Annotated in this window: 13 protein-coding genes; 3 read left to right on the plus strand and 10 right to left on the minus strand. The window is 72.9% G+C overall.

Annotated elements, in window-relative coordinates:
* Nucleotides 1–43: 43 nt before the first annotated feature.
* The 3 genes from AC07F0_RS30870 to AC07F0_RS30880 all read right to left on the minus strand — a co-directional run bounded on the left by AC07F0_RS30870 (nt 44) and on the right by AC07F0_RS30880 (nt 4099).
* Nucleotides 44–1327, minus strand: a complete 1284-nt coding sequence (locus AC07F0_RS30870; protein ID WP_478983300.1) for a DUF418 domain-containing protein — start codon at nt 1325–1327, stop codon at nt 44–46.
* A 112-nt stretch (nt 1328–1439) separates the two neighbouring features.
* A complete protein-coding gene (locus tag AC07F0_RS30875) occupies nt 1440–2993 on the minus strand; it encodes an acyl-CoA synthetase (RefSeq protein WP_478983301.1) in 1554 nt (517 codons plus the stop codon).
* Nucleotides 2990–4099, minus strand: coding sequence for an NAD(P)H-dependent flavin oxidoreductase (locus AC07F0_RS30880; protein ID WP_478983302.1), 1110 nt, complete (start codon nt 4097–4099; stop codon nt 2990–2992). The genes AC07F0_RS30875 and AC07F0_RS30880 overlap by 4 nt, the downstream gene beginning before the upstream one ends.
* A 177-nt stretch (nt 4100–4276) precedes the next feature.
* On the opposite strand from AC07F0_RS30880, the gene AC07F0_RS30885 reads away from it, so the two are divergent.
* Entirely contained in the window at nt 4277–6067 is a 1791-nt protein-coding gene (locus AC07F0_RS30885) for a serine hydrolase domain-containing protein (protein WP_478983303.1), read from the plus strand.
* A 10-nt stretch (nt 6068–6077) separates the two neighbouring features.
* Here the strand turns inward: AC07F0_RS30885 and AC07F0_RS30890 are convergent, their stop codons facing one another.
* The 4 genes from AC07F0_RS30890 to AC07F0_RS30905 all read right to left on the minus strand — a co-directional run bounded on the left by AC07F0_RS30890 (nt 6078) and on the right by AC07F0_RS30905 (nt 11300).
* Nucleotides 6078–6269 carry a DUF2795 domain-containing protein gene (locus tag AC07F0_RS30890; protein ID WP_478983304.1) on the minus strand — a complete coding sequence of 64 codons (192 nt, stop codon included), beginning with the start codon at nt 6267–6269 and terminating at the stop codon, nt 6078–6080.
* 94 nt (nt 6270–6363) lie between these two features.
* On the minus strand, nt 6364–7941 hold the full coding sequence (locus AC07F0_RS30895) for a phytoene desaturase family protein (protein WP_478983305.1): 1578 nt from the start codon (nt 7939–7941) through the stop codon (nt 6364–6366).
* A gap of 217 nt (nt 7942–8158) precedes the next feature.
* Entirely contained in the window at nt 8159–10387 is a 2229-nt protein-coding gene (locus tag AC07F0_RS30900; RefSeq protein WP_478983306.1) for a serine/threonine-protein kinase, read from the minus strand.
* 64 nt (nt 10388–10451) lie between these two features.
* On the minus strand, nt 10452–11300 hold the full coding sequence (locus AC07F0_RS30905) for an oxygenase MpaB family protein (protein WP_478983307.1): 849 nt from the start codon (nt 11298–11300) through the stop codon (nt 10452–10454).
* Nucleotides 11301–11504: 204 nt separating this feature from the next.
* Between AC07F0_RS30905 and AC07F0_RS30910 the strand changes: the two genes are divergently transcribed.
* Both AC07F0_RS30910 and AC07F0_RS30915 read left to right on the plus strand, forming a co-directional pair.
* Nucleotides 11505–13022 carry an ABC transporter substrate-binding protein gene (locus AC07F0_RS30910; protein ID WP_478983308.1) on the plus strand — a complete coding sequence of 506 codons (1518 nt, stop codon included), beginning with the start codon at nt 11505–11507 and terminating at the stop codon, nt 13020–13022.
* A 3-nt stretch (nt 13023–13025) separates the two neighbouring features.
* Entirely contained in the window at nt 13026–14780 is a 1755-nt protein-coding gene (locus AC07F0_RS30915) for an ABC transporter permease subunit (protein WP_478983309.1), read from the plus strand.
* Nucleotides 14781–14832: 52 nt separating this feature from the next.
* Here the strand turns inward: AC07F0_RS30915 and AC07F0_RS30920 are convergent, their stop codons facing one another.
* Genes AC07F0_RS30920 through AC07F0_RS30930 form a run of 3 tightly spaced genes read right to left on the minus strand, consistent with a single transcriptional unit; the run spans nt 14833 to nt 18592 of the window.
* Entirely contained in the window at nt 14833–15816 is a 984-nt protein-coding gene (locus AC07F0_RS30920; protein WP_478983310.1) for a D-2-hydroxyacid dehydrogenase, read from the minus strand.
* Between the two features lies 1 nt (nt 15817).
* Entirely contained in the window at nt 15818–17269 is a 1452-nt protein-coding gene (locus tag AC07F0_RS30925) for an NAD-dependent succinate-semialdehyde dehydrogenase (protein WP_478983311.1), read from the minus strand.
* A gap of 42 nt (nt 17270–17311) precedes the next feature.
* Nucleotides 17312–18592 carry an NAD(P)/FAD-dependent oxidoreductase gene (locus AC07F0_RS30930; RefSeq protein WP_478983312.1) on the minus strand — a complete coding sequence of 427 codons (1281 nt, stop codon included), beginning with the start codon at nt 18590–18592 and terminating at the stop codon, nt 17312–17314.
* Nucleotides 18593–18918 lie beyond the last annotated feature (326 nt).

Below are 18918 nucleotides of genomic sequence, written 5' to 3' on the forward strand. Positions count from 1 at the left end.
GAGGGGTGCCGCTACCGGTGGGGCGGCACCCTCGTTCGTCTCGTCACCCCCGGCCGGCCCGGGGCCCGTACATCAGCCGGCGCAGGACCGCTTCGGCGGGGCCCCGGCGGCCGGCCCGTTCCAGGGCGTACGCCCCGGCCACGGTGACCAGCCAGACGGCGCATGCGAAGAGTGCCATGGTGGTGCTGCCCAGGTGTGCGCCGAGGCCGAGTCCCCAGGCGGCCAGCACCGGGGCGAAGAGCAGCGAGTGGGCCAGGTAGCAGGACAGGGACCGCTTGCCGACGGAGGCCACCGCCGTCACCGCGGTCGTGCCGCGGCGGGGCCCGCGGGTGGTCCACCAGTGTGCGAAGAGGGCGACGGCCGCGACATAGCCGAGGCCCGCGGCGTTGCCGGTGATGTCGCGCAGGGCCGTGAGCGCCCCGGATTCGCTCTGCATGTCGTCCGGCACGTCCAGGACGCCGATGTGGGCGAGGGCGGCGGGCAGTGCGCCGAGCCATCCGGCCGCGATGCCGACGACGGCCGTCACGCGCAGCAGCCTGCGGTGGCGGCCCGGTTCCTCCAGGATGCGGCGGCGCGCGGCCCAGAAGCCGAGCAGGAAGATGATGTACCCGCCGCCGACGAGGGTCAGCGGGGCGGCGGCCAAGGTGATGAACAGGCCGGTCTGGAGCCGGGTGCCCGCCGCGTTGAGCCAGTTCTCCTCGTCCGATGCGTACGCCTTGAAGCCGGCCTCGGCGTCGGCGTCACCCAGCGTGCCCAGCTCGCCCTGGAGCAGCGCGGCGATGACGGGCCCGGCCGTGACGAGGACCATCAGGGCGACTCCGATCCAGCTCCACCACGTCAGGGCGCGATCGCCGCGCCGCAGGAAGGCCAGGCCCAGGACGAGGCTCAGGACACCGTAGAAGCCCAGGATGTCCCCCGCCATCAGCAGGGTGGCGTGGGCGAGGCCGATGACGATCAGCCAGAGGCTGCGCCGGCGCAGGGCCTTCGCGGCGTCGCGCCCGTCGGTGCCGGCGGCGGTCTGCCGAAGGTAGAGCTGCATCATGCCGTAGCCGAAGAGGAAGGCGAAGAGCGGGTAGATCCGCAGGTCGAGCATCATGATCATGGTGAACTGCACGGCGTGGTCCAGCCATGAGCCGTCCACGGGCTGCCATCCGGAGGGCCCGCGCCGGGCCGCCCACAGGTGGAAGGCGGTGTTGGACAGCACGATGCACAGCAGCATGGTCCCGCGGGCGAGATCGGGGGCGAGGGCCCGTTCGCCCGGCCGTACGCCCCCGCGCCGCAAGGGTCCCTCTTCGGTCGCGATCGTCATGGCTTCACGCATCGTCATGGCTTCACGCTAGGAAGGCGGGGCCCGGCCGGGCATCGGCCCAAGGGCGAGCGGGCGCCGACCAAAGGATGACGCCCGGGCCCGCCCGCGCGACCAAAGCCGCACCGCCGTGTCACACCGGGCGGGTCCGGCCCTCCCAGTACGGCTCCCGCAGGCGTCGCTTGTACAGCTTGCCGTTGGGGTCGCGGGGCATCTCGGTGATGAAGTCGACGCTCCTGGGCCGCTTGTAGCCGGCGAGCCGGTGCGCGCAGTGGTCGAGGAGGTCGGCCGCGAGGGCGGGCCCGGGCCGGTGCCCGGGGGCCGGTTCGACGACGGCCTTGACCTCCTCGCCCCAGTCGTCGTGCGGGATGCCGAAGACGGCGGCGTCCGCGACGGCGGGGTGGGCGAGCAGGGCCGACTCGATCTCGGCCGGGTAGATGTTGACGCCGCCGGAGATGATCAGGTCGATCTTGCGGTCGCGCAGGAAGAGGTAGCCGTCCTCGTCGAGGTGGCCGAGGTCGCCGACGGTGAAGAAGTCGCCGATGCGGTTCTTGCGGGTCTTGGCCTCGTCCTTGTGGTAGGAGAAGCCGCCGGTGTTCATCTTCATGTAGACGGTGCCGAGTTCGCCGGGCGGCAGCCGGTTGCCGTCGTCGTCGAAGATCGCCAGTTCGCTGATGGGCCAGGCCTTGCCGACGGTGCCGGGTTTCTTCAGCCAGTCCTCGGCGGTGGCGAAGGCTCCGCCGCCCTCGCTGGCCGCGTAGTACTCCTCCACGCAGGGGCCCCACCAGTCGAGCATGGCCCGTTTCACGTGGTCGGGGCAGGGGGCGGCGCCGTGGATGGCGTGCCGCATGCAGGAGACGTCGTAGCGGTCCTTCACCTCGTCGGGCAGGGCCAGCAGGCGGTGGAACTGGGTGGGGACCATATGGGTGTGGGTGCAGCGGTGACGGTCGATGAGGCGGAGCATCTCCTCGGGTGTCCACTTGTCCATCAGGACCAGCCGGTGGCCGATGTGCAGGGACGCGCCCGCGAACTGGAGGACGGCCGTGTGGTAGAGCGGCGAGCACACCAGGTGCGCGTTGTCGTCGAACGGCCGGATGCCGAAGATGCCGAGGAAGCCGCCGAGGTAGGCCTCCTCCGGCGGTTTGCCGGGCAGCGGGCGGCGGATGCCGCGGGGGCGGCCGGTGGTGCCGGAGGTGTAGTTCATGACCCAGCCGAGGGTGCGGCCGTCGGGTGCCGACTCGGGTTGTCCGTCGAGGAGTTCGGCGTAGGGGCGGAAGCCCTCGACCGGGCCGACGGCGTACCGGTGGGTGGCCGGGAGACCCGCCTCGTCGGCGGCGTGGCGTGCCGCGCCGGCGTAGCGTTCGTGGGCGAGGAGGACCTTGGCGCCGGAGTCGGAGACGATCCAGGTGATCTCCGGTCCGACCAGGTGGTGGTTGACGGGGACGAGGTAGAACCCGGCCTGGCTGGCGGCGAGGTACGCGGTGAGGAACTCGACGCCGTTGGGCAGGACGACCGCGAAGGTGTCGCCGCGTTCCAGCCCGGCCGCGCGCAGGCCGTGGACGAGCCGGTTGGCGGCGGCGTGCAGGCGGCCGGCGGTCCACTCCTCGCCGTCGGGGGCGACCAGGACCGGGCGGTCGGGGTCGGCGGTGGCCTGGGCCCAGAAGCCCGCGGGAACGCTGCTGCTCACTGGCCGCTCCTTCCGGCGACGCGGTTGACGCGGTCCACGGCCTGTTCGAAGCCGCGGGTGAGGTCGTCGAAGACGGCCTGGACACTGCGTTCGCGGTTCATCCGGCCGACGATCTGCCCGACCGGGGTGCCGAGCAGCGGGTCGACCTCGTACTTCTGGATGCGCGAGACGGCCTCGGCGACCAGCAGGCCCTGCAACGGCATGGGCAGCGGGCCGGGCCCGGCCGGGTCGTCCCAGGCGTCGGTCCACTCGGTGCGCAGCTGGCGTGCGGGCTTGCCGGTCAGCGCGCGGGAGCGGACGGTGTCGCCGGAGCCGGCCGCGAGCAGCTTGCGGGTGAGGGCGGGCGAGTGGAGGTCCGCTTCTGTGGTGGTCAGCCATATGGAGCCCAGCCACACTCCTTGAGCGCCGAGAGTGAGTGCGGCAGCCACCTGCTGGCCGCTGCCGATGCCGCCGGCGGCCAGCACGGGCAGCGGGGCGACGGCGTCGACGACCTCGGGGGTGAGCACCATGGAGGCGATCTCGCCGGTGTGTCCGCCGGCCTCGTAGCCCTGCGCGACGACGATGTCGATCCCGGCCTCTTGGTGCTTGCGGGCGTGCCGGGCGCTGCCCGCGAGGGCGGCGACGAGGACGTCCTGGTCGTGGGCGCGGGCGATGACGTCGGCGGGTGGGGAGCCGAGGGCGTTGGCCAGGAGCCGGATCGGGTAGTCGAAGGCGACGTCGAGCTGGGAGCGGGCGACCTGCTCCATCCAGCCGGTGATGCGCCAGCCGGACGCCTCGCCCTCGGCGAGCTCGGGCACGCCGTGTTTGGCGAGGGTGTCCTGGACGAACCGCCGGTGCCCCGCGGGGATCATCGCCTCGACGTCCGCCTCGGTGACGCCCTCGACCTTCTTGGCCGGCATGACGACGTCCAGGCCGTACGGACGGCCGTCGATGTGTGCCTCGATCCAGTCCAGATCGCGTTTGAGCTCGTCGGGGGCGGTGTAGCGGACCGCGCCGAGCACGCCGAAGCCGCCGGCCCGGCTGATGGCCGCGGCGACGGCGGGGAACGGCGTGAAGCCGAAGACGGCGTGCTCGATTCCCAGTTTCTGGCTCAGCTCCGTCTGCATGGGCGCAGGATGCCGGAGTCCCGCGGAGGACGGAAGAGCTTTTCTGATGCTCCGTCAGATTTCTGGCCATCGATTCGGTCTCGACGACTCGATCTCGCCGATTCGATCGATTCATGGCGACGCGTGGCGGACATACTTCCGGGGACGACCGAGGCGGCCGGGACGAAGGGGCGTGCTGTGACCGAGGGAGCTGCGGACAGAGCGGCGAGCGGCAGACCGACCCGGCGGCAGCTGGGCCGGGGAGCCCTGGCACTGGGCGGTGCGCTCGCCCTGGCGTCCTTACCGGCCGGCCCCGCCCAGGCGGCCCCGGCGACCGGTCACCGCCCCACCCTGCGGCACGGCCCGGCCGCACGCGCCGGGCTCCTCGCCACCCATCTGCGCCAACTCGTCACCGACGCCGAGGCGTTCCTCGGCCCCTCCCCCAAGCATCCCTGGTACGCGGGCGCCGTCCTGCTCGCCGGACGGGGCGGCACCGTCGCCCTGCACCGGCCCATCGGCATGGCGGTGCGCTACCGGGCCTACGACGAGAAGACCGACACCGGCGTCGAGTTCCCGGCCCGCGAGCAGATCCCCATGGCCGAGGACACCGTCTTCGACCTGGCGTCGGTGTCGAAGCTGTTCACGTCGATCCTGGCCGTGCAGCAGATGGAACGCGGCGGGCTGGAACTGGAGGCGAAGGTCGCCTCGTACCTGCCGGACTTCGGGCGCGCCGGCAAGCAGGACATCACGATTCGTCAGCTCCTGACCCACACCTCGGGCTTGCGCGCCTGGATCCCGCTGTACAGCGCGCCGTCGTACGAGGAGAAGCTCCGGCTCATCTGGGACGAGGCGCCGGTCAGCGCGCCGGGCACGGCGTATCTGTACTCGGACCTGAACCTCATCTCGCTCCAGCTCGTGCTGGAGCGGATCACGGGCCGCTCCCTGGACGTCCTCCTGCGCGAGGAGATCACCGCACCACTGGGCCTGCGCCGCACCCGTTACAACCCGCCCGCCTCCTGGCGGCCGAACATCGCGGCCACGGAGGACGCGCGGGCTCCGTGGTCCGGGTTGGACCGTGGCCTGGTGTGGGGCGAGGTGCACGACGAGAACGCCTTCAGCCTCGGCGGGGTCGCGGGCCACGCGGGCGTGTTCTCCGACGCCTGGGACCTCGCGGTCCTCGGCCGTACGCTGCTCAACGGCGGCGTGTACGGGCGGGCCCGGGTCCTGACGCCCGACTCGGTGGAGCTGATGTTCACCGACTTCAACACCGCGTTCCCCGGTGACGAGCACGGCCTGGGCTTCGAGCTCTACCAGCACTGGTACATGGGTGCGATGGCCACACCGCGCAGTGCCGGGCACACCGGGTTCACGGGCACCTCGCTGGTGCTCGACCCGACGACCGACTCCTTCCTCGTCGTCCTGGGCAACTCGGTGCATCCCGTGCGGAGTTGGCGATCCGGGTCGGCTCCGCGGGTGACCGCCGCGAACCACCTGGCACGGGCCGTGCCGGTCCGGCCGGCGCGGGGACGCAGGGCCTGGTTCTCCGGCATGGCGGTATCCGCCACCGCGACCCTCACCCTGCCCACGCTCGACACGTCGTCCGGCCGGGGGCGGCTGCGCTGCGCGCTGTGGTGGGACACCGAGCCCCAGTCCGACGTGCTGGTCCTGGAGGCCACGACCGACGGCGGTACGACCTGGCAGCCGGTGCCCTTCACGACGTCCCGCCGGGGCGAGGCCCCCCGGCCGCACCCGTCCGGCTCGGTGACCGGCTGGTGCGGGCGCGTCTGGCACGGCCTCACCGCCGACCTCCCCGCCGCACGCCGGCTCGCCCTGCGGTGGCGGTACGCGACGGACCGGCTGTACGTCGGCCGCGGGGCCTATGTGGACGGGCTGCGCGTGGAGGCGGCCGACGGCGTCCTCTTCGACGAGGCGCGCCCGGCGGACGCGTCGCGCGTCGAAGCGGTGGGGTGGGCGCCGTCGGCCGACTGAGCGGGTCGGGTCACTGGTTGAAGACGGCCTTCTGCACCTCGTTGGGGCCGTCGAAGCGGTCCTCCTTCAGGCCGTCGAGGGTCCTGACGACCTTCTCGTCCGCGTGGTTGTCGCGGGCACGCTCCACCAGGTGCTGCTTGTCCGTGGGGTAGTCCATGCCCTTGAGGGCCTTCTGAAGGTCGGTCGGGCTGAGCTCGGCCATGAGATCCTCCCGTAGCTGGTACGACCGTCCGCGCGGGGCGATCGGTGGTACGGATGCCTTCGTCTGTCGGAGTGCCCCGCAGGACGGCAGTGATTCAGTCGCTCCAGCTTTCGAGCACCGCCATGGCCGCGTTGTGCCCCGGCACCCCGCTCACGCCGCCGCCGCGCACCGCGCCGGCCCCGCACAGCAGCACGTTCGGGTGCCGGGTCTCCACACCCCAGCGGCCGGTGCCGTCCTGGGCGTGGGGCCAGCTCAGCTCGCGGTGGAAGATGTTGCCGCCGGGCAGCCCGAGGTCCCGCTCCAGGTCGAGCGGGGTGCGGGCCTCGATGCAGGGCCGTCCGTCCGCGTCGGTGGCAAGGCAGTCGGCGAGAGGTTCGGCCAGGTGGGCGTCGAGCTGGGCGAGTGTGGATTTCAGCAGCTCCTCGCGCACGGCGTCGTTGTCCCGCTCGAACAGGCGGGCCGGGGTGTGCAGGCCGAACAGGGTGAGTGTCTGGAAGCCCTGGTCGGCCAGGTCCGGGCCGAGGATGGTCGGGTCGGTGAGCGAGTGGCAGTAGATCTCGGAGGGCGGCGCGGCCGGGAGGTCACCGGCGGCGGCCTGGGCGTGGGCGGTGGCCAGCTGCTCGTAGCCCTCGGCGATGTGGAAGGTGCCGGCGAACGCCTCGCCTGGGTCGACCGCGCTGTCGCGCAGCCGCGGCAGCCGCTGGAGCAGCATGTTCACCTTGAGCTGGGCGCCCTCGGCGGGAGCCGGGGATGTGTCGCCGGTGAGCTCCGCCAGGGCCTGCGGGGAGGCGTTGACCAAGACGTGCCGGGCGGCGACGGTGCCCTCGCCGTCGGCGGTGCGGTAGGTGACCTCGGCCTCTTGACCGTCCGTGGCGATGCGCAGCGCCTCGTGGCCGGTGGCCAGCACGGCGCCCGCGGCGCGGGCAGCGTCGGCCAGTGCGTCGGTGAGGGCGCCCATGCCGCCCACCGGCACGTCCCAGTCGCCGGTGCCGCCGCCGATCACGTGGTAGAGGAAGCAGCGATTCTGCTTCAGCGACGAATCGTGGGCGTCGGCGAACGTGCCGATGAGCGCGTCGGTGAGGACCACGCCGCGCACCAGGTCGTCCGTGAAGCGCTCCTCGACGGCGACGCCGATCGGCTCCTCGAACAGGATCCGCCAGGCCTCCTCGTCGTCGAGGCGGCGGCGCAGTTCCTCGCGGGTGGGCAGTGGCTCGGTGAGGGTCGGGAAGACCCGCTGGGCGACGCGGCCGGTCATGCCGTAGAACTCCTGCCAGGCCCGGTACTCGCGGTCGGAGCCGGTGAGCCGGGCGAACGCCTCCCTGGTCCGCCGCCGGCCGCCACCGACGAGGAGGCCGGTGGGGCGGCCGTCGCGTTCGGCGGGCGTGTACGAGGAGATGGTCCGGGTGCGTACCCGGAAGTCCAGGTCCAGGTCCCGCACGATCTTCTTCGGCAGCAGGCTGACCAGGTACGAGTAGCGCGACAGCCGGGCGTCGACCCCGGCGAAGGGCCGGGTGGACACCGCCGCGCCGCCGGTGTGGTCCAGCCGCTCCAGCACCAGCACGGAGCGGCCGGCCCGGGCCAGGTAGGCGGCGGCGACCAGGCCGTTGTGGCCACCGCCGACGATGACGGCGTCGTACGTCCGGTGTGCGCGGGGTCCCAGGGGCGCGGTCATGGTTCTTCGTAACACGGGGTGATCCGCGTCGGCCAGACGGACGGCGCACGTGCGCACGCGTCCGTCGACGGTGGCCGGGCGTGGCCTGGGCGGCGGCGGTCCCGCACCGCCTGGCCCACAGGGCGCTCCCCCACACACGCCACCGCCCGCGGTCACCACCCAGCCGACGCGCCCTCCCCCTGCACGACCACCGCCACCACCCCACCCCCGCGCCTTGTCACCGCCCGACCGCCGCCCCCTGCCCGCGCAGGGCCGCCACCCTGCGGTACAGGGCCACGGCCTCCTCGCCGCGGCCCAGTTGCTGGAGGCAGTGCGCTTCGTCGTTGCGGCTGGCGAGGGTGTCGGGGTGGTCCGCGCCGAGGACGCGCTCGCGGGCCGCGGCCACCCGGCGGTACTCGGTGAGCGCGTCGGACCAGCGGCCCAGCCAGCCCAGGCCGACGGCGACCTCGCGGCGGCTGACCAGGGTGTCCGGGTGGTCGGGGCCGAGGACCCGCTCGCGGGCGGCGCTCACTGCACGGGACTCGGCGAGTGCCTCCTCCCAGCGGCCGAGCCGGCCGAGGTTGACGCAGCGGCCGTGGCGGGCGCGCAGGGTCTCGGGGTGGGTGGGGCCCAGGACCCGCGTGCGGTCGTCGGTCAGGGCGCTGTAGTGGTCCAGGGCCTCGGCGCTGCGGCCGAGGCGGCCCAGGCTGATGCCGATCTCGTGCCGGGCGGCGAGCGTGTCGGGGTGGTCGGGGCCGAGCGCACGGCCGCGGGCCTCGGCGACCTCGCGGTACGTCTCCAGGGCCTCGGTCCAGCGGCCCAGCTGGCCGAGTGCGTAGGCGACCTCGTAGCGGGTGACCAGGGTGTCGGGGTGGTCGGGGCCGAGCACCCGGGCGCGGGCGGCGGCCACCTCGCGGGCCAGGCGGTAGGAGTCCTCCAGGCGGCCCAGGCGGCTGAGATTGAAGGCGAGGTTGTGCTGGCAGCGCAGGGTGTCCGGGTGGTCGGGGCCCATCGTGCGCTCCCGGGCGGCGAGCACGGCCGTGTACACCCGGTGCGCGTCGAAGGGGCGGCCGAGCTGGCCGAGCACGTAGCCCATCTCCTGACGGGCCGCGAGGGTGTCGGGGTGGTCGGCGCCGAGCGTGCGGATCCTGGCTTCGGTGACGTGCTTGTACTCGCGCAGGGCGTCCGGGGCGCGGCCGGTGCGGCTGAGGGTGAAGGCGACCTCGTAGCGGCTTGCGAGGGTGTCCGGGTGGTCGGGGCCGAGCAGGTGCTCGCGTTCGGCGGCGACCGCCCGGTGCACCTCCCCCGCCTCCGCCCAGCGGCCGAGCCGGCCGAGGCTGAGGCCCGCGTTGTGCCGGCCGGCCAGGGCGCTCAGGACCTCCGGTGGCGGGGCGGGCCGCTCCTCGGGGACGGGTTCCTCGACGGGGCCGGTGGCGGGCCGCGCGATCCACTCGCCGGACAGTCCGGCCGCCGGGTCGGGTGGCGTGCTGCGCAGCCCGGTGCCGGCCGCCTTGTGGCCCGTGGTCATGCCGCGGGTCCAGGACGGCAGCCGGCCCGCGCGCGACGGTTCGTCCGGGGCGGACCGGGCCGCCACGAAGGCCGGCACGTAGGCGGGCGCGGCCCGGTGCGCGCTGATCCGGCGGGCCAGTTCGCGGGCGTCGCCGGGGCGTTCACCGGGTTCCTTGGCGAGCAGGTCCAGGATGACCCGCTCGAGGTACCCGGGCAGTTCGGGGCGGTGCTCGCGCGGCGGGCGGGGCGGGGTGTCGCGGTGGCCGAGGAGGATCGCCCAGGCGTCGTCGAGGTCGAACGGCGGTACCCCGGTGGCGATCTCGTACAGCACGCAGCCGAACGAGTACAGGTCGCTGCGCTGGTCGACCTCGGTGCCGCCGATCTGCTCCGGGGACATGTAGTGCGGGGTGCCCATGGCGATGCCGGTGCCGGTCAGCCGGGAGGTGAAGCCGATGTCGTGGCCGAGCCGGGCGATGCCGAAGTCGCAGATCTTCACCGTGCCGTCGCCGATCCGCACAATGTTGGCGGGCTTCAGATCGCGGTGCACGATGCCCTGTTCGTGGCAGTAGGCGAGGGCGGCGGCGACCTGCTCGGCGATCTCCACGACGTCCGCGACCGGGAGCGGGTGCTGCTTGTTGTCCTCCAGGAGCTGGCTGAGGTTGCGGCCGTCCAGCAGCTCCATGACGAGGTAGAGGACGCCGTCGGACTCGCCGAAGTCGTGCACGACGGTGATGCCGCGGTGCTGGAGCGCGGCGGCCACCCGGGCCTCACGGCGGAACCGCTCCCGCAGCACGCGGGTGAACGCGTGGTCGTGGTTCGGGCCCAGCGGTTTGAGGCACTTGACGGCGACGTGCCGGCCCAGGGACTCGTCCCGTGCCCGCCACACCTCGCCCATGCCTCCACGCCCGATCCGGTCGAGCAGCCGGTAGCGGCCGTGGATGAGCCTGGTCTCCCCCATTTCGCGCGACGCTCCCCCCGGTAGCTGTTCGCCCGCCCTCCCCTGGTCCACCCAGTATGGCGGTCTATCGTCCGAGTTTGTACGGTGCCGGGCGCGCGTCCGGGCCGAGCCTCGCCATGGCGCGCAGGATGTGTTTGGGCGGGAGTTGCCACCGCACACGTGCGGGAACGCGGCGCAGCAGGAGGCCGGTGAGACGCAGTTGCCGGGTGGCGGTGGTGGGTGCGGGGGCAGGTCTGCCGTACAACTCGTGGGCGTACGGAGGCAGGGAGGCGTACGCCAGTTGTGCCACGCGCCGCCACAGCACCTCGCGCAACGGTACGAGAAGGGGATGCGCCGGCGGGCGGAGCAGGAAGTCGTCCACGTCGCGCGCCTCGGGCCCGGCGGCCAGGTCGGGGCGCACCTTCTCGAAGTACGCCGCCAGTTCGGCCCGGTCGGCCGGCACGGTCTCGGGGTCGAGGCCCACCAGGCGTGCGCTCTGGCGGTGTTCGGCGACGTAGCGGTCGGCCTCGGCGTCGGTGAGCCGGAATCCGGACCTGCGCAGGACGTCCAGGTAGGAGTCGATCTCGGCGCAGTGCACCCAGCGGAGCAGACCGGGTTCGTCGACGCCGTAGCGCTCGCCGGTGTCCGGGTCGGTCACCGTCAGCATGCTGTGGATCTTCCGGACGCGGGCGCCCGCCCGCTCGGCGGCCTCGGTGGTGCCGTAGGTCGTCGTGCCGACGAAGTTCGCGGTGCGCATCAGGCGACCCCAGGCGTCGCGCCGGAAGTCCGAGTTCTGCATGACGCCGCGTACCGCGCGGGGGTGCAGGGCCTGGAGGTAGAGCGCCCGGACACCGGCGATCCACATCATGGGGTCGCCGTGCATCTGCCAGGTCACCGAACCGGGACCGAACAGCCCGGGGTCCGCGCCGGTCATACGACTCACCTCCGTCCGGCGCCCACGATGACACAGCCCGAACAGCCGGTCGATACCGCCGTCTCCACCCCCGAACCGTCCGGTTGTTGAGATTTCACCCACCCGGCACGAGGTTTGGTAAGGCTCTCCTTATATGCTGTCGCCGCCGATCAAGCCCCCTCCGGGCCGCTGCGGCATGCCCGGCCCCCGCACGACAGGACTGACATGCGCACCACCTCCCGCGGCCTCATAGCGGCACTCACTCTCACCCCTCTGCTGGCCGGCTGCTTCGCACCGGGCGACAGCGACGACGGCGCCGGGGCGGGATCGGGCGGCCGGCTGCGGATCGCCATGGCCGTTCCCCCCGTGCAAGCCCTGTCCCCCTACAGCAACGACGCCACCGTGCTGAGCAAGCTGTCCGTCGCCGAGGGCCTCACCGCCCTCGACAAGAACGGCACGGCCAAGCCCGCGCTGGCGACGTCCTGGAAGCAGGACGACGACACCACCTGGACCTTCCAGCTGCGCAAGGCCGAGTTCCAGGACGGCACCGAACTCACTGCCCAGTCCGTCGTCAACGCGCTCGACCACGCGGGCGCGGCCAAGCCGAAGCCCCGTGTGCTCAGCGACGTGACGCTCACCGCCAAGGCCGACGACGCGGACACCGTCACCCTCACCACGAAGTCACCCGACCCCGTGCTGCCGCTGCGGCTGGCCAGCCCGGCACTGGCGATCCTGTCGGCGAAGGCGTACGGCAAGGACGGCGCCGTCAGCCCGGTCGGCACCGGCACCGGACCGTTCGAGATCACCCGGCTCAGCGGCAAGACCAAGGCGACGCTCGACCGCTTCGACGGCTACTGGGGCGGCAAGGCGAAGGCCCCCGGCATCGACGTGAGCTGGATCGCGGACGGCACCGCCCGCGCCAACGCGCTGCGCGGCGGCGAGGCCGACATCGCCGAGTGGATCCCCACCGCCCAGGCGAAGCTGCTCGACAAGGACACGCGGCACGAGGTGCCCTCCGTGCGCACCGACAGCCTGATCCTCAACACCGGCAGCGGCCTCTTCACCGACGCCGGCCTGCGCGCGGCCGCCCGCGAGGCCGTCGACGGCTCCGCCCTCGTCGGCTCCGTCTTCGGCGGCTACGCCGATCCGGCGCAGGGCCTGTTCGGGCCCGCCGTGCCGTGGGCCGCCGGCAAGCGCGTGGAGGTGACCGGCCGTGCCAAGGCGGCGACCACCGCGCAGGTGAAGGCCGAGACCAAGGGCAGGACGCTGCGGCTGGCCACCTACACCAACCGGGCCGAGCTCCCCGAGGCCGCGACCGTGCTCCAGCAGCAGCTGGAGAACGCCGGCTTCACCGTGAAGCAGGACGTGCGCGAGTACACGCAGATGGAGGCCGACCTGCTCGCCGGGAAGTACGACGCCCTCGTCTTCTCCCGGGTGACGCTCCTCGACACCGGTGACGCGGTCGACTACCTCGCGAGCGACTTCACCAGCGAGGGCGTCTACAACATCGCCGGGCTGAAGGACGCCGCGGTGGACAAGGCCATCCGGGCCGCGGCCGCGGAGCGCGACACGGAGCGCCGCCAGGAGAAGATCATGCGGGCGGAGGCGGCGATCCTGCGCACCGACGCCGTCGTGCCGCTGGTCCACGAGCAGGCGGTGCAGGGCATCGCCCCCGGTGTCGAGGGCGTGATCCTCGATCCGCGCGAGCGCTCTCTCGTCGACGTCGACACGCACCTCGGATAGCGCATGAGCGTCGCCCACGCCCCCGCCGCCCGCCCCTCCCTCTGGCCGGCGGCGGCCGGCCGTGTGCTCGCCGGAGCCGTGCTGCTCGGTGTGGTGGCTCTGCTGCCGTGGCTGACCGGCGCCGACCCGGCCCGCACGGTGCTGCGCGCCCGCTCCGCCGACCAGAACCCGACAGCCGCGGAACTTGCCACCGTACGCGAGCAGTTGGGGCTGGACGAGGGGCCGTTCGCGCATCTCGGGCACTGGCTGGGCGGCCTGCCCCGCGGAGACGCGGGCGTCTCGTGGGTCTCCGGCGAACCGGTCATGCCGCAGGTGGGGACCGCCCTGTCGGTCTCCCTGACACTGGTGCTGGGCGCGCTCATGGTGACCGCCCTGGTCGCCGCGCTGGTGTGTGCCCGCACCGTGTTCCTCGGCTCCCGGCGCCGGCTGCGACAGGATCGGACGGGCACCACGGCCGCCGTGCTGGCCGCGCTGCCGAAGTTCCTGCTCGCCTCGGTGCTGGCCACGGTGTGCGGGGTCTGGTGGGGGTGGTTCCCGTCCAGCGGCTGGGAGGGGCCGCAGTCGATGGTGCTGCCCTCGCTCGCCCTCGGTATCCCGTCGGGCGCGATGCTCGGCGGGCTGCTCGACCAGGCGCTGCCCGCCGCCTTCCACGAACCCTGGGCGCGCACGGCGTACGCCGTCGGGCTCCCGCCCGGCAACATCGCCCGCAACGCGCTGCGCCGCACCCTGCCCGGCATGCTGCCGCAGCTGCTGCCGACCGTCGTGGCCCTGGTCGGCGGTGCGGTCGCGGTGGAGAAGATCTTCAACATCCCCGGGCTCGGCCGGCTCGCCCTGGAGGCCGCCGTCGCGCAGGACCTCCCGGTGCTCCAGACCGCGACCCTGGCGCTGGTCCTGCTCGGCGTGAGCGCCGGCATCCTGATCCGGGCCCTGCGCCACGCCCTCCTCGGCCGCCCCCTGCGCGACGGTGCCCTGCCGGCCCTGCACCGGCCCCGGCTCGTCCCGTCGCGCTCCCTGCGCTGGATCACCGCGGCATGTGCGGTAGCCCTGCTCGCCCTCGTCACGGCGGGCCTCCTGCGCGACCCCTTGCAGGTCGACACGGCGGCGCGGCTGGTGTCCCCGTCCCTCGAACACCCGCTGGGCACGGACTCCCTGGGCCGGGATCTGCTGGCCCGGCTGGGCCACGGGGCGCTGCGCACGGCCGGTGTCGCCCTCGCCGTCACGGCGGTCAGCGCGGTCACCGGACTCCTGCTGGGCATGGCACCGCGGGCGAGCGCCGGTCCGACGGAGGTCGCGTCGACCCTGCCCGCGGTCCTCACCGGACTGCTGATCGCGGGCGTGACCGGGCCCTCGGTGTGGGGCGCGGCGATCGCGGTCTGCGTGGTCGGCTGGAGCCCGTACGCCGCCCAGACCGCAGCCCTGCTCGAACAGGAACGCGCGAGCGGTCACATCGCCGCCTCCGTCGCGCTCGGCGCGGGACGGCTGCACCTGCTGCGCCGCCACCTGCTCCCCGCGGTCCTGCCGGCCCTCCTGCGCAACGCCCTGCTGCGGCTGCCGACCGCCGTCCTGGTCCTGGCCTCGCTCGGCTTCCTCGGCCTGGGCGAACAGCCGCCCACCCCCGAGTGGGGCAGGCTCCTGTCGGAGAACCAGCCGTACGCCGAACTGGCCCCCTGGACGGTGCTCGGGCCGGCCGCCGCGCTGGTGGTGCTCTCCGTGCTGGCGGTGACGGGCAGCACGGTGGGACGCGGGAAGGGCGAGTAGCAGGCGCCCCGGCCGGTGGAGTCCACGGGCCGGGGCGCCTGCTGCTCGCCCTTCAGACGGGGCGCGTCTCGTCGACCACGTAACCCCGCCGCTTGTCCACGACGTTGCGCAGCGGGCGGCCTTCGACGTGCCGGGTGAGGTTGTCGAGGAACACCTCGACGAGCGCCTCCCGCTCGCTGGTGGTCTCGCCCGCCGTGTGCGGGGAGATCATCACGCCGGGCATGTCCCACAGGGGTGATGCGGCCGGCAGCGGCTCCTGGCCGAAGACGTCGAGGGCGGCGCCGGCGAGCCGGCCGGCGGCGAGGTGGTCGATGAGCGCCTCCTCGTCGACGAGTCCGCCCCGGCCGACGTTGATCAGCCGTGCCCCCGGCTTCATGGCCGCCAGCACGGAGGCGTCGACCATGCCCCGGGTGTCCTTGGTGAGGGGCGCGGCAAGGACGACGTAGTCCGCCTCCCTCAGGGCCGAAGTCAAGGTCGTCGAGCCGTGGACCGTGCCGAAGTCGGGATCGTCCGTGCGGGCCGTGCGGCCGGCGCCGCAGACCCGCATCCCGACGGCGCCCAGCAGCCGGGCGATGGCCCGGCCGATCGGCCCCGTCCCCCAGACCAGCACCGTGCGTCCGGTGATGCCGTCACTGAGGCGCGGACGCCACTCCCGACGCCGCTGGTGCTCCCAGGTGCCGGGGAAGTCCTTGGCGAGGGCGAGGATCAGACCGAGGACGTACTCGGCGGTCGGCTCGTCGTACACCCCGCGGGCATTGGTGAGGACGACGCCCGGATCGTCCACCAGGGCGGGGAAGAGGAAGGAGTCCACGCCCGCGGAGGACGCGTGGACCCAGCGGGGTGCCTTCTCGGGGTTGTCGGGCCAGGCCTCGCGGATGGCCGGGGTGATGGTGACCCAGGCCAGGAGGGCGTCGGCGCCGGGGAGGAGGTAGGGCAGTTCCTCCTCGGTGGCGTAGACGGTGTCCGCGAGGCGTTCGATGAGCCCGGTGGCGGGTGGCCGGTTGCCCCGGTAGAGGACGACGAGTCGGTCAGGCATGTCATGCTCCGACGGGAACGGCGATGTACTTGTACTCCAGGAACTCGCTGATGCCGACGCGTCCGCCTTCGCGGCCGAGGCCGGACTGCTTGACGCCGCCGAAGGGGGCGGCGGGGTTGGAGACGAGGCCGGTGTTGAGGCCGATCATGCCGCTTTCGAGGCGTTCGGCGACGCGCAGGGCGCGGTCGAGGTTCTGGGTGAACAGGTAGGCGGCCAGGCCGAATTCGGTGTTGTTGGCGGCGGTGATGGCCTCGTCCTCGTCGTCGAAGGTGAGGAGGGCGGCGACGGGGCCGAAGACCTCGGTGTCGTTGATGGCGGCGTCGGTGGAGATGCCGGTGAGGACGGTGGGCGGGTAGAAGCAGCCGGGGCCTTCGGGGAGTTCGCCGCCGGTGAGGACGGTGGCGCCGCGCTTGACGGCGTCGCGCACCACGTCGTGGGCCTTGCTGCGGCCGGCCTGGTCGATGAGGGGTCCGACGTCGGTGCCGGGTTCGGTGCCGTCGCCGACGGTCAGGGCGGCCATGCGGGCGGCGAGGCGGGTGGCGAACTCCTCGGCGATGGAGGTGTGGACGTAGATGCGGTTGGCGGCGCAGCAGGACTCGCCCATGTTGCGCATCTTGGCGACCATGGTGCCTTCGACGGCGACGTCGAGGTCGGCGTCGTCGAAGACGATGAGGGGGGCGTTGCCGCCCAGTTCCATGCTGGTGCGGATGACGGTGTCGGCGCACTGGGCCAGCAGGATGCGGCCGACCTGGGTGGAGCCGGTGAAGGAGAGCTTGCGGATCTGCCCGCCGCGCAGGAGCGGCTCGACGACACCGGCCGCGTCCGAGGTGACGACGACGTTCAGCACGCCCTCGGGCAGGCCGGCCTCGGTGAGGATCTCCGCCAGGGCGAGGCTGGTCAGGGGGGTCTGGGGGGCGGGTTTGAGGACGATGGTGCAGCCCGCGGCGATGGCGGGGCCGATCTTGCGGGTGCCCATGGCCAGCGGGAAGTTCCACGGCGTGATCAGCAGGCAGGGGCCGACCGGCTGGCGGGTGACCAGGAGGCGGTTCTTGCCGTCCGGGGCGGTCGTCATGCCCCCGTCGATACGGACGGCTTCCTCGGAGAACCAGCGGAAGAACTCGGCGCCGTAGGCGACTTCGGCCCGCGCCTCCGCCAGGGGCTTGCCCATCTCCAGCGTCATGAGGAGGGCGAGTTCCTCGGTGCGGGAGATGATGATGTCGTAGGCGCGGCGCAGGATCTCGCTGCGCACCCGGGGTGGTGTGGCAGCCCAGGAGGCCTGCGCGGCGACCGCCGCCTCGACGGCACGCCGGCCGTCGGCCGGTGAGGCGTCGGCGACCCGGCACAGCTCCTCACCGGTGGCCGGGTTGTCGACCGGCAGCGTCCGTCCGGACTCCGCGTCCTGCCAACCACCGCCGATGAACAGCTGCTTGGGAACATCACGGACAACAGTCATCTCGAGGTCTCCTTGTATGCGTAGAGGTGCGCTGCCGCACGGTCAGCGGATGCGGTCCAGCGTCTTGTAGTAGGCGCCCGCGAAGGGCAGGAACCAGGCGGTGCCGTTGTAGAGGGGGATGCGGGGCGGGGCCAGGTCGCGCACCGGGCTGACCTCGGGGTGGCCGTCCATCACCTCGGCCATGACCTGCCCCATGTACGTGGCCATCTGCACGCCGTGGCCCGCGTATCCCATGGAGTAGTACACGCCGTCGTCGGTCTGCCCGGCGTGCACGATGCGGTCCATGGCGAAGCCGACGGAGCCGCCCCACACGTACTCGACCTTCGTCCGGGCGAGCTGGGGGAAGATCTCGCACATCTCACGGAACAGCACGGCTCCGCTCTTCTTGTCCGAGGTGGGGTCCGACGGTGCGAAGCGGGCACGGCCGCCGAACAGCAGCCGGTTGTCCGGGGTCAGCCGGAAGTAGTGGCAGACCTTGTTGGAGTCGACGATGAGGCGGGCCTTGGGGATGATGTCCCGGGCGAGCTGCTCTCCGAGCGGCTCGGTCACGATGATGAAGCTGCCCAGGCAGACCTGCTGGCGGCGCAGCCACGGGAAGTTCTTGTCGGTGTAGGCGTCGGTGGCCATCATGACCTGCCCGGCGCGGATCACACCGCGCTCGGTGCTGACCTCGAAACGGCCGGCGGCGGTACGCCGCACGCCGATGGCCGCGTTGCGCTCGTGGATCTCGACACCGGTGCGCTCGCACGCCTCGGCCATGCCGCGCACGAAGCGGCCGACGTGCAGTGCGGCGCTGAACGGGTCGAGCAGGCCGCCGTGGTAGGCGTCGGATCCGATCTCGGAACGCAGCTCGGACTTGCTGACCAGTGTGGTCTCGTGGCCGAAGTACTTGGCCAGGTCGCGCTGCTGGGCCTTCTTGTTCTCGAAGTGCGCGGGGCGGGAGGCCACGCCCAGGCGTCCGACGCGCTTGAACTGGCAGTCGATGGACTCCTCGTTCACGAGCCGCTCGACGGTGTCCACGGCCTCGCCGTAGGAGTTGTAGATCTCGCGGGCCCGCTCGAGTCCGTACCGGCGGATGGCCTGGTTCACGCCGATCGTGAAGCCCAGGTTCGCCATGCCGCCGTTGCGCGCCGAGGCCCCGGAACCGATCTGGCCCTTCTCGACGAGGGTGACACGGGCACCCTTGCGGGCGGAGTGCAGAGCGGTGGACAGACCCGTCAGGCCGGCGCCGACGACCACCAGGTCGGTGTCCTCGGTCAGGGGCTTGCCGGACCGGTCGGGGAACGCCCCTGCGGTTTCTATCCAGTACGGGATCGTCTTCATTGCGGCTCTCCTCGGGGGAAGTTTTCGGGGGGTCCCGGCCGGGCACCCACTCGGGGCCCGGCCGACAGGCCTGTCAGCGGTAGCGCGGCCCGTGCCGGCGCAAGGCTCAGGTGAGGGGCAGCAGCAAGTGCACCTGAGCGGTGGCGACGGTCATACGGTCTCGCCTCCGGGGGTGGCGATGCCGGTCGTGGTTTCGACGGACAGCAGGGAGTTCTGTCGGCCGGAGCCGAGCCAGCGGACCAGGGCGACCAGGGCGAGGGCGAGGATGGCGAAGGCGGTGAGGATGGCGCTGACGGCGGTGACGCTGGGGTCGATGTCGAAGGTGA

This window comes from Streptomyces sp. NPDC045955, from assembly GCF_056430805.1.

Bases quoted from the DNA above. Each gene is read 5' to 3' on its own strand.
- AC07F0_RS30890 (WP_478983304.1), bottom strand. From the start codon at position 6,269: ATGGCCGAGCTCAGCCCGACCGACCTTCAGAAGGCCCTCAAGGGCATG.
- AC07F0_RS30920 (WP_478983310.1), bottom strand. From the start codon at position 15,816: ATGCCTGACCGACTCGTCGTCCTCTACCGGGGCAACCGGCCACCCGCC.
- AC07F0_RS30895 (WP_478983305.1), bottom strand. From the start codon at position 7,941: ATGACCGCGCCCCTGGGACCCCGCGCACACCGGACGTACGACGCCGTC.
- AC07F0_RS30905 (WP_478983307.1), bottom strand. From the start codon at position 11,300: ATGACCGGCGCGGACCCCGGGCTGTTCGGTCCCGGTTCGGTGACCTGG.
- AC07F0_RS30870 (WP_478983300.1), bottom strand. From the start codon at position 1,327: ATGACGATGCGTGAAGCCATGACGATCGCGACCGAAGAGGGACCCTTG.
- AC07F0_RS30915 (WP_478983309.1), top strand. From the start codon at position 13,026: ATGAGCGTCGCCCACGCCCCCGCCGCCCGCCCCTCCCTCTGGCCGGCG.
- AC07F0_RS30900 (WP_478983306.1), bottom strand. From the start codon at position 10,387: ATGGGGGAGACCAGGCTCATCCACGGCCGCTACCGGCTGCTCGACCGG.
- AC07F0_RS30880 (WP_478983302.1), bottom strand. From the start codon at position 4,099: ATGCAGACGGAGCTGAGCCAGAAACTGGGAATCGAGCACGCCGTCTTC.
- AC07F0_RS30925 (WP_478983311.1), bottom strand. From the start codon at position 17,269: ATGACTGTTGTCCGTGATGTTCCCAAGCAGCTGTTCATCGGCGGTGGT.
- AC07F0_RS30930 (WP_478983312.1), bottom strand. From the start codon at position 18,592: ATGAAGACGATCCCGTACTGGATAGAAACCGCAGGGGCGTTCCCCGAC.
- AC07F0_RS30910 (WP_478983308.1), top strand. From the start codon at position 11,505: ATGCGCACCACCTCCCGCGGCCTCATAGCGGCACTCACTCTCACCCCT.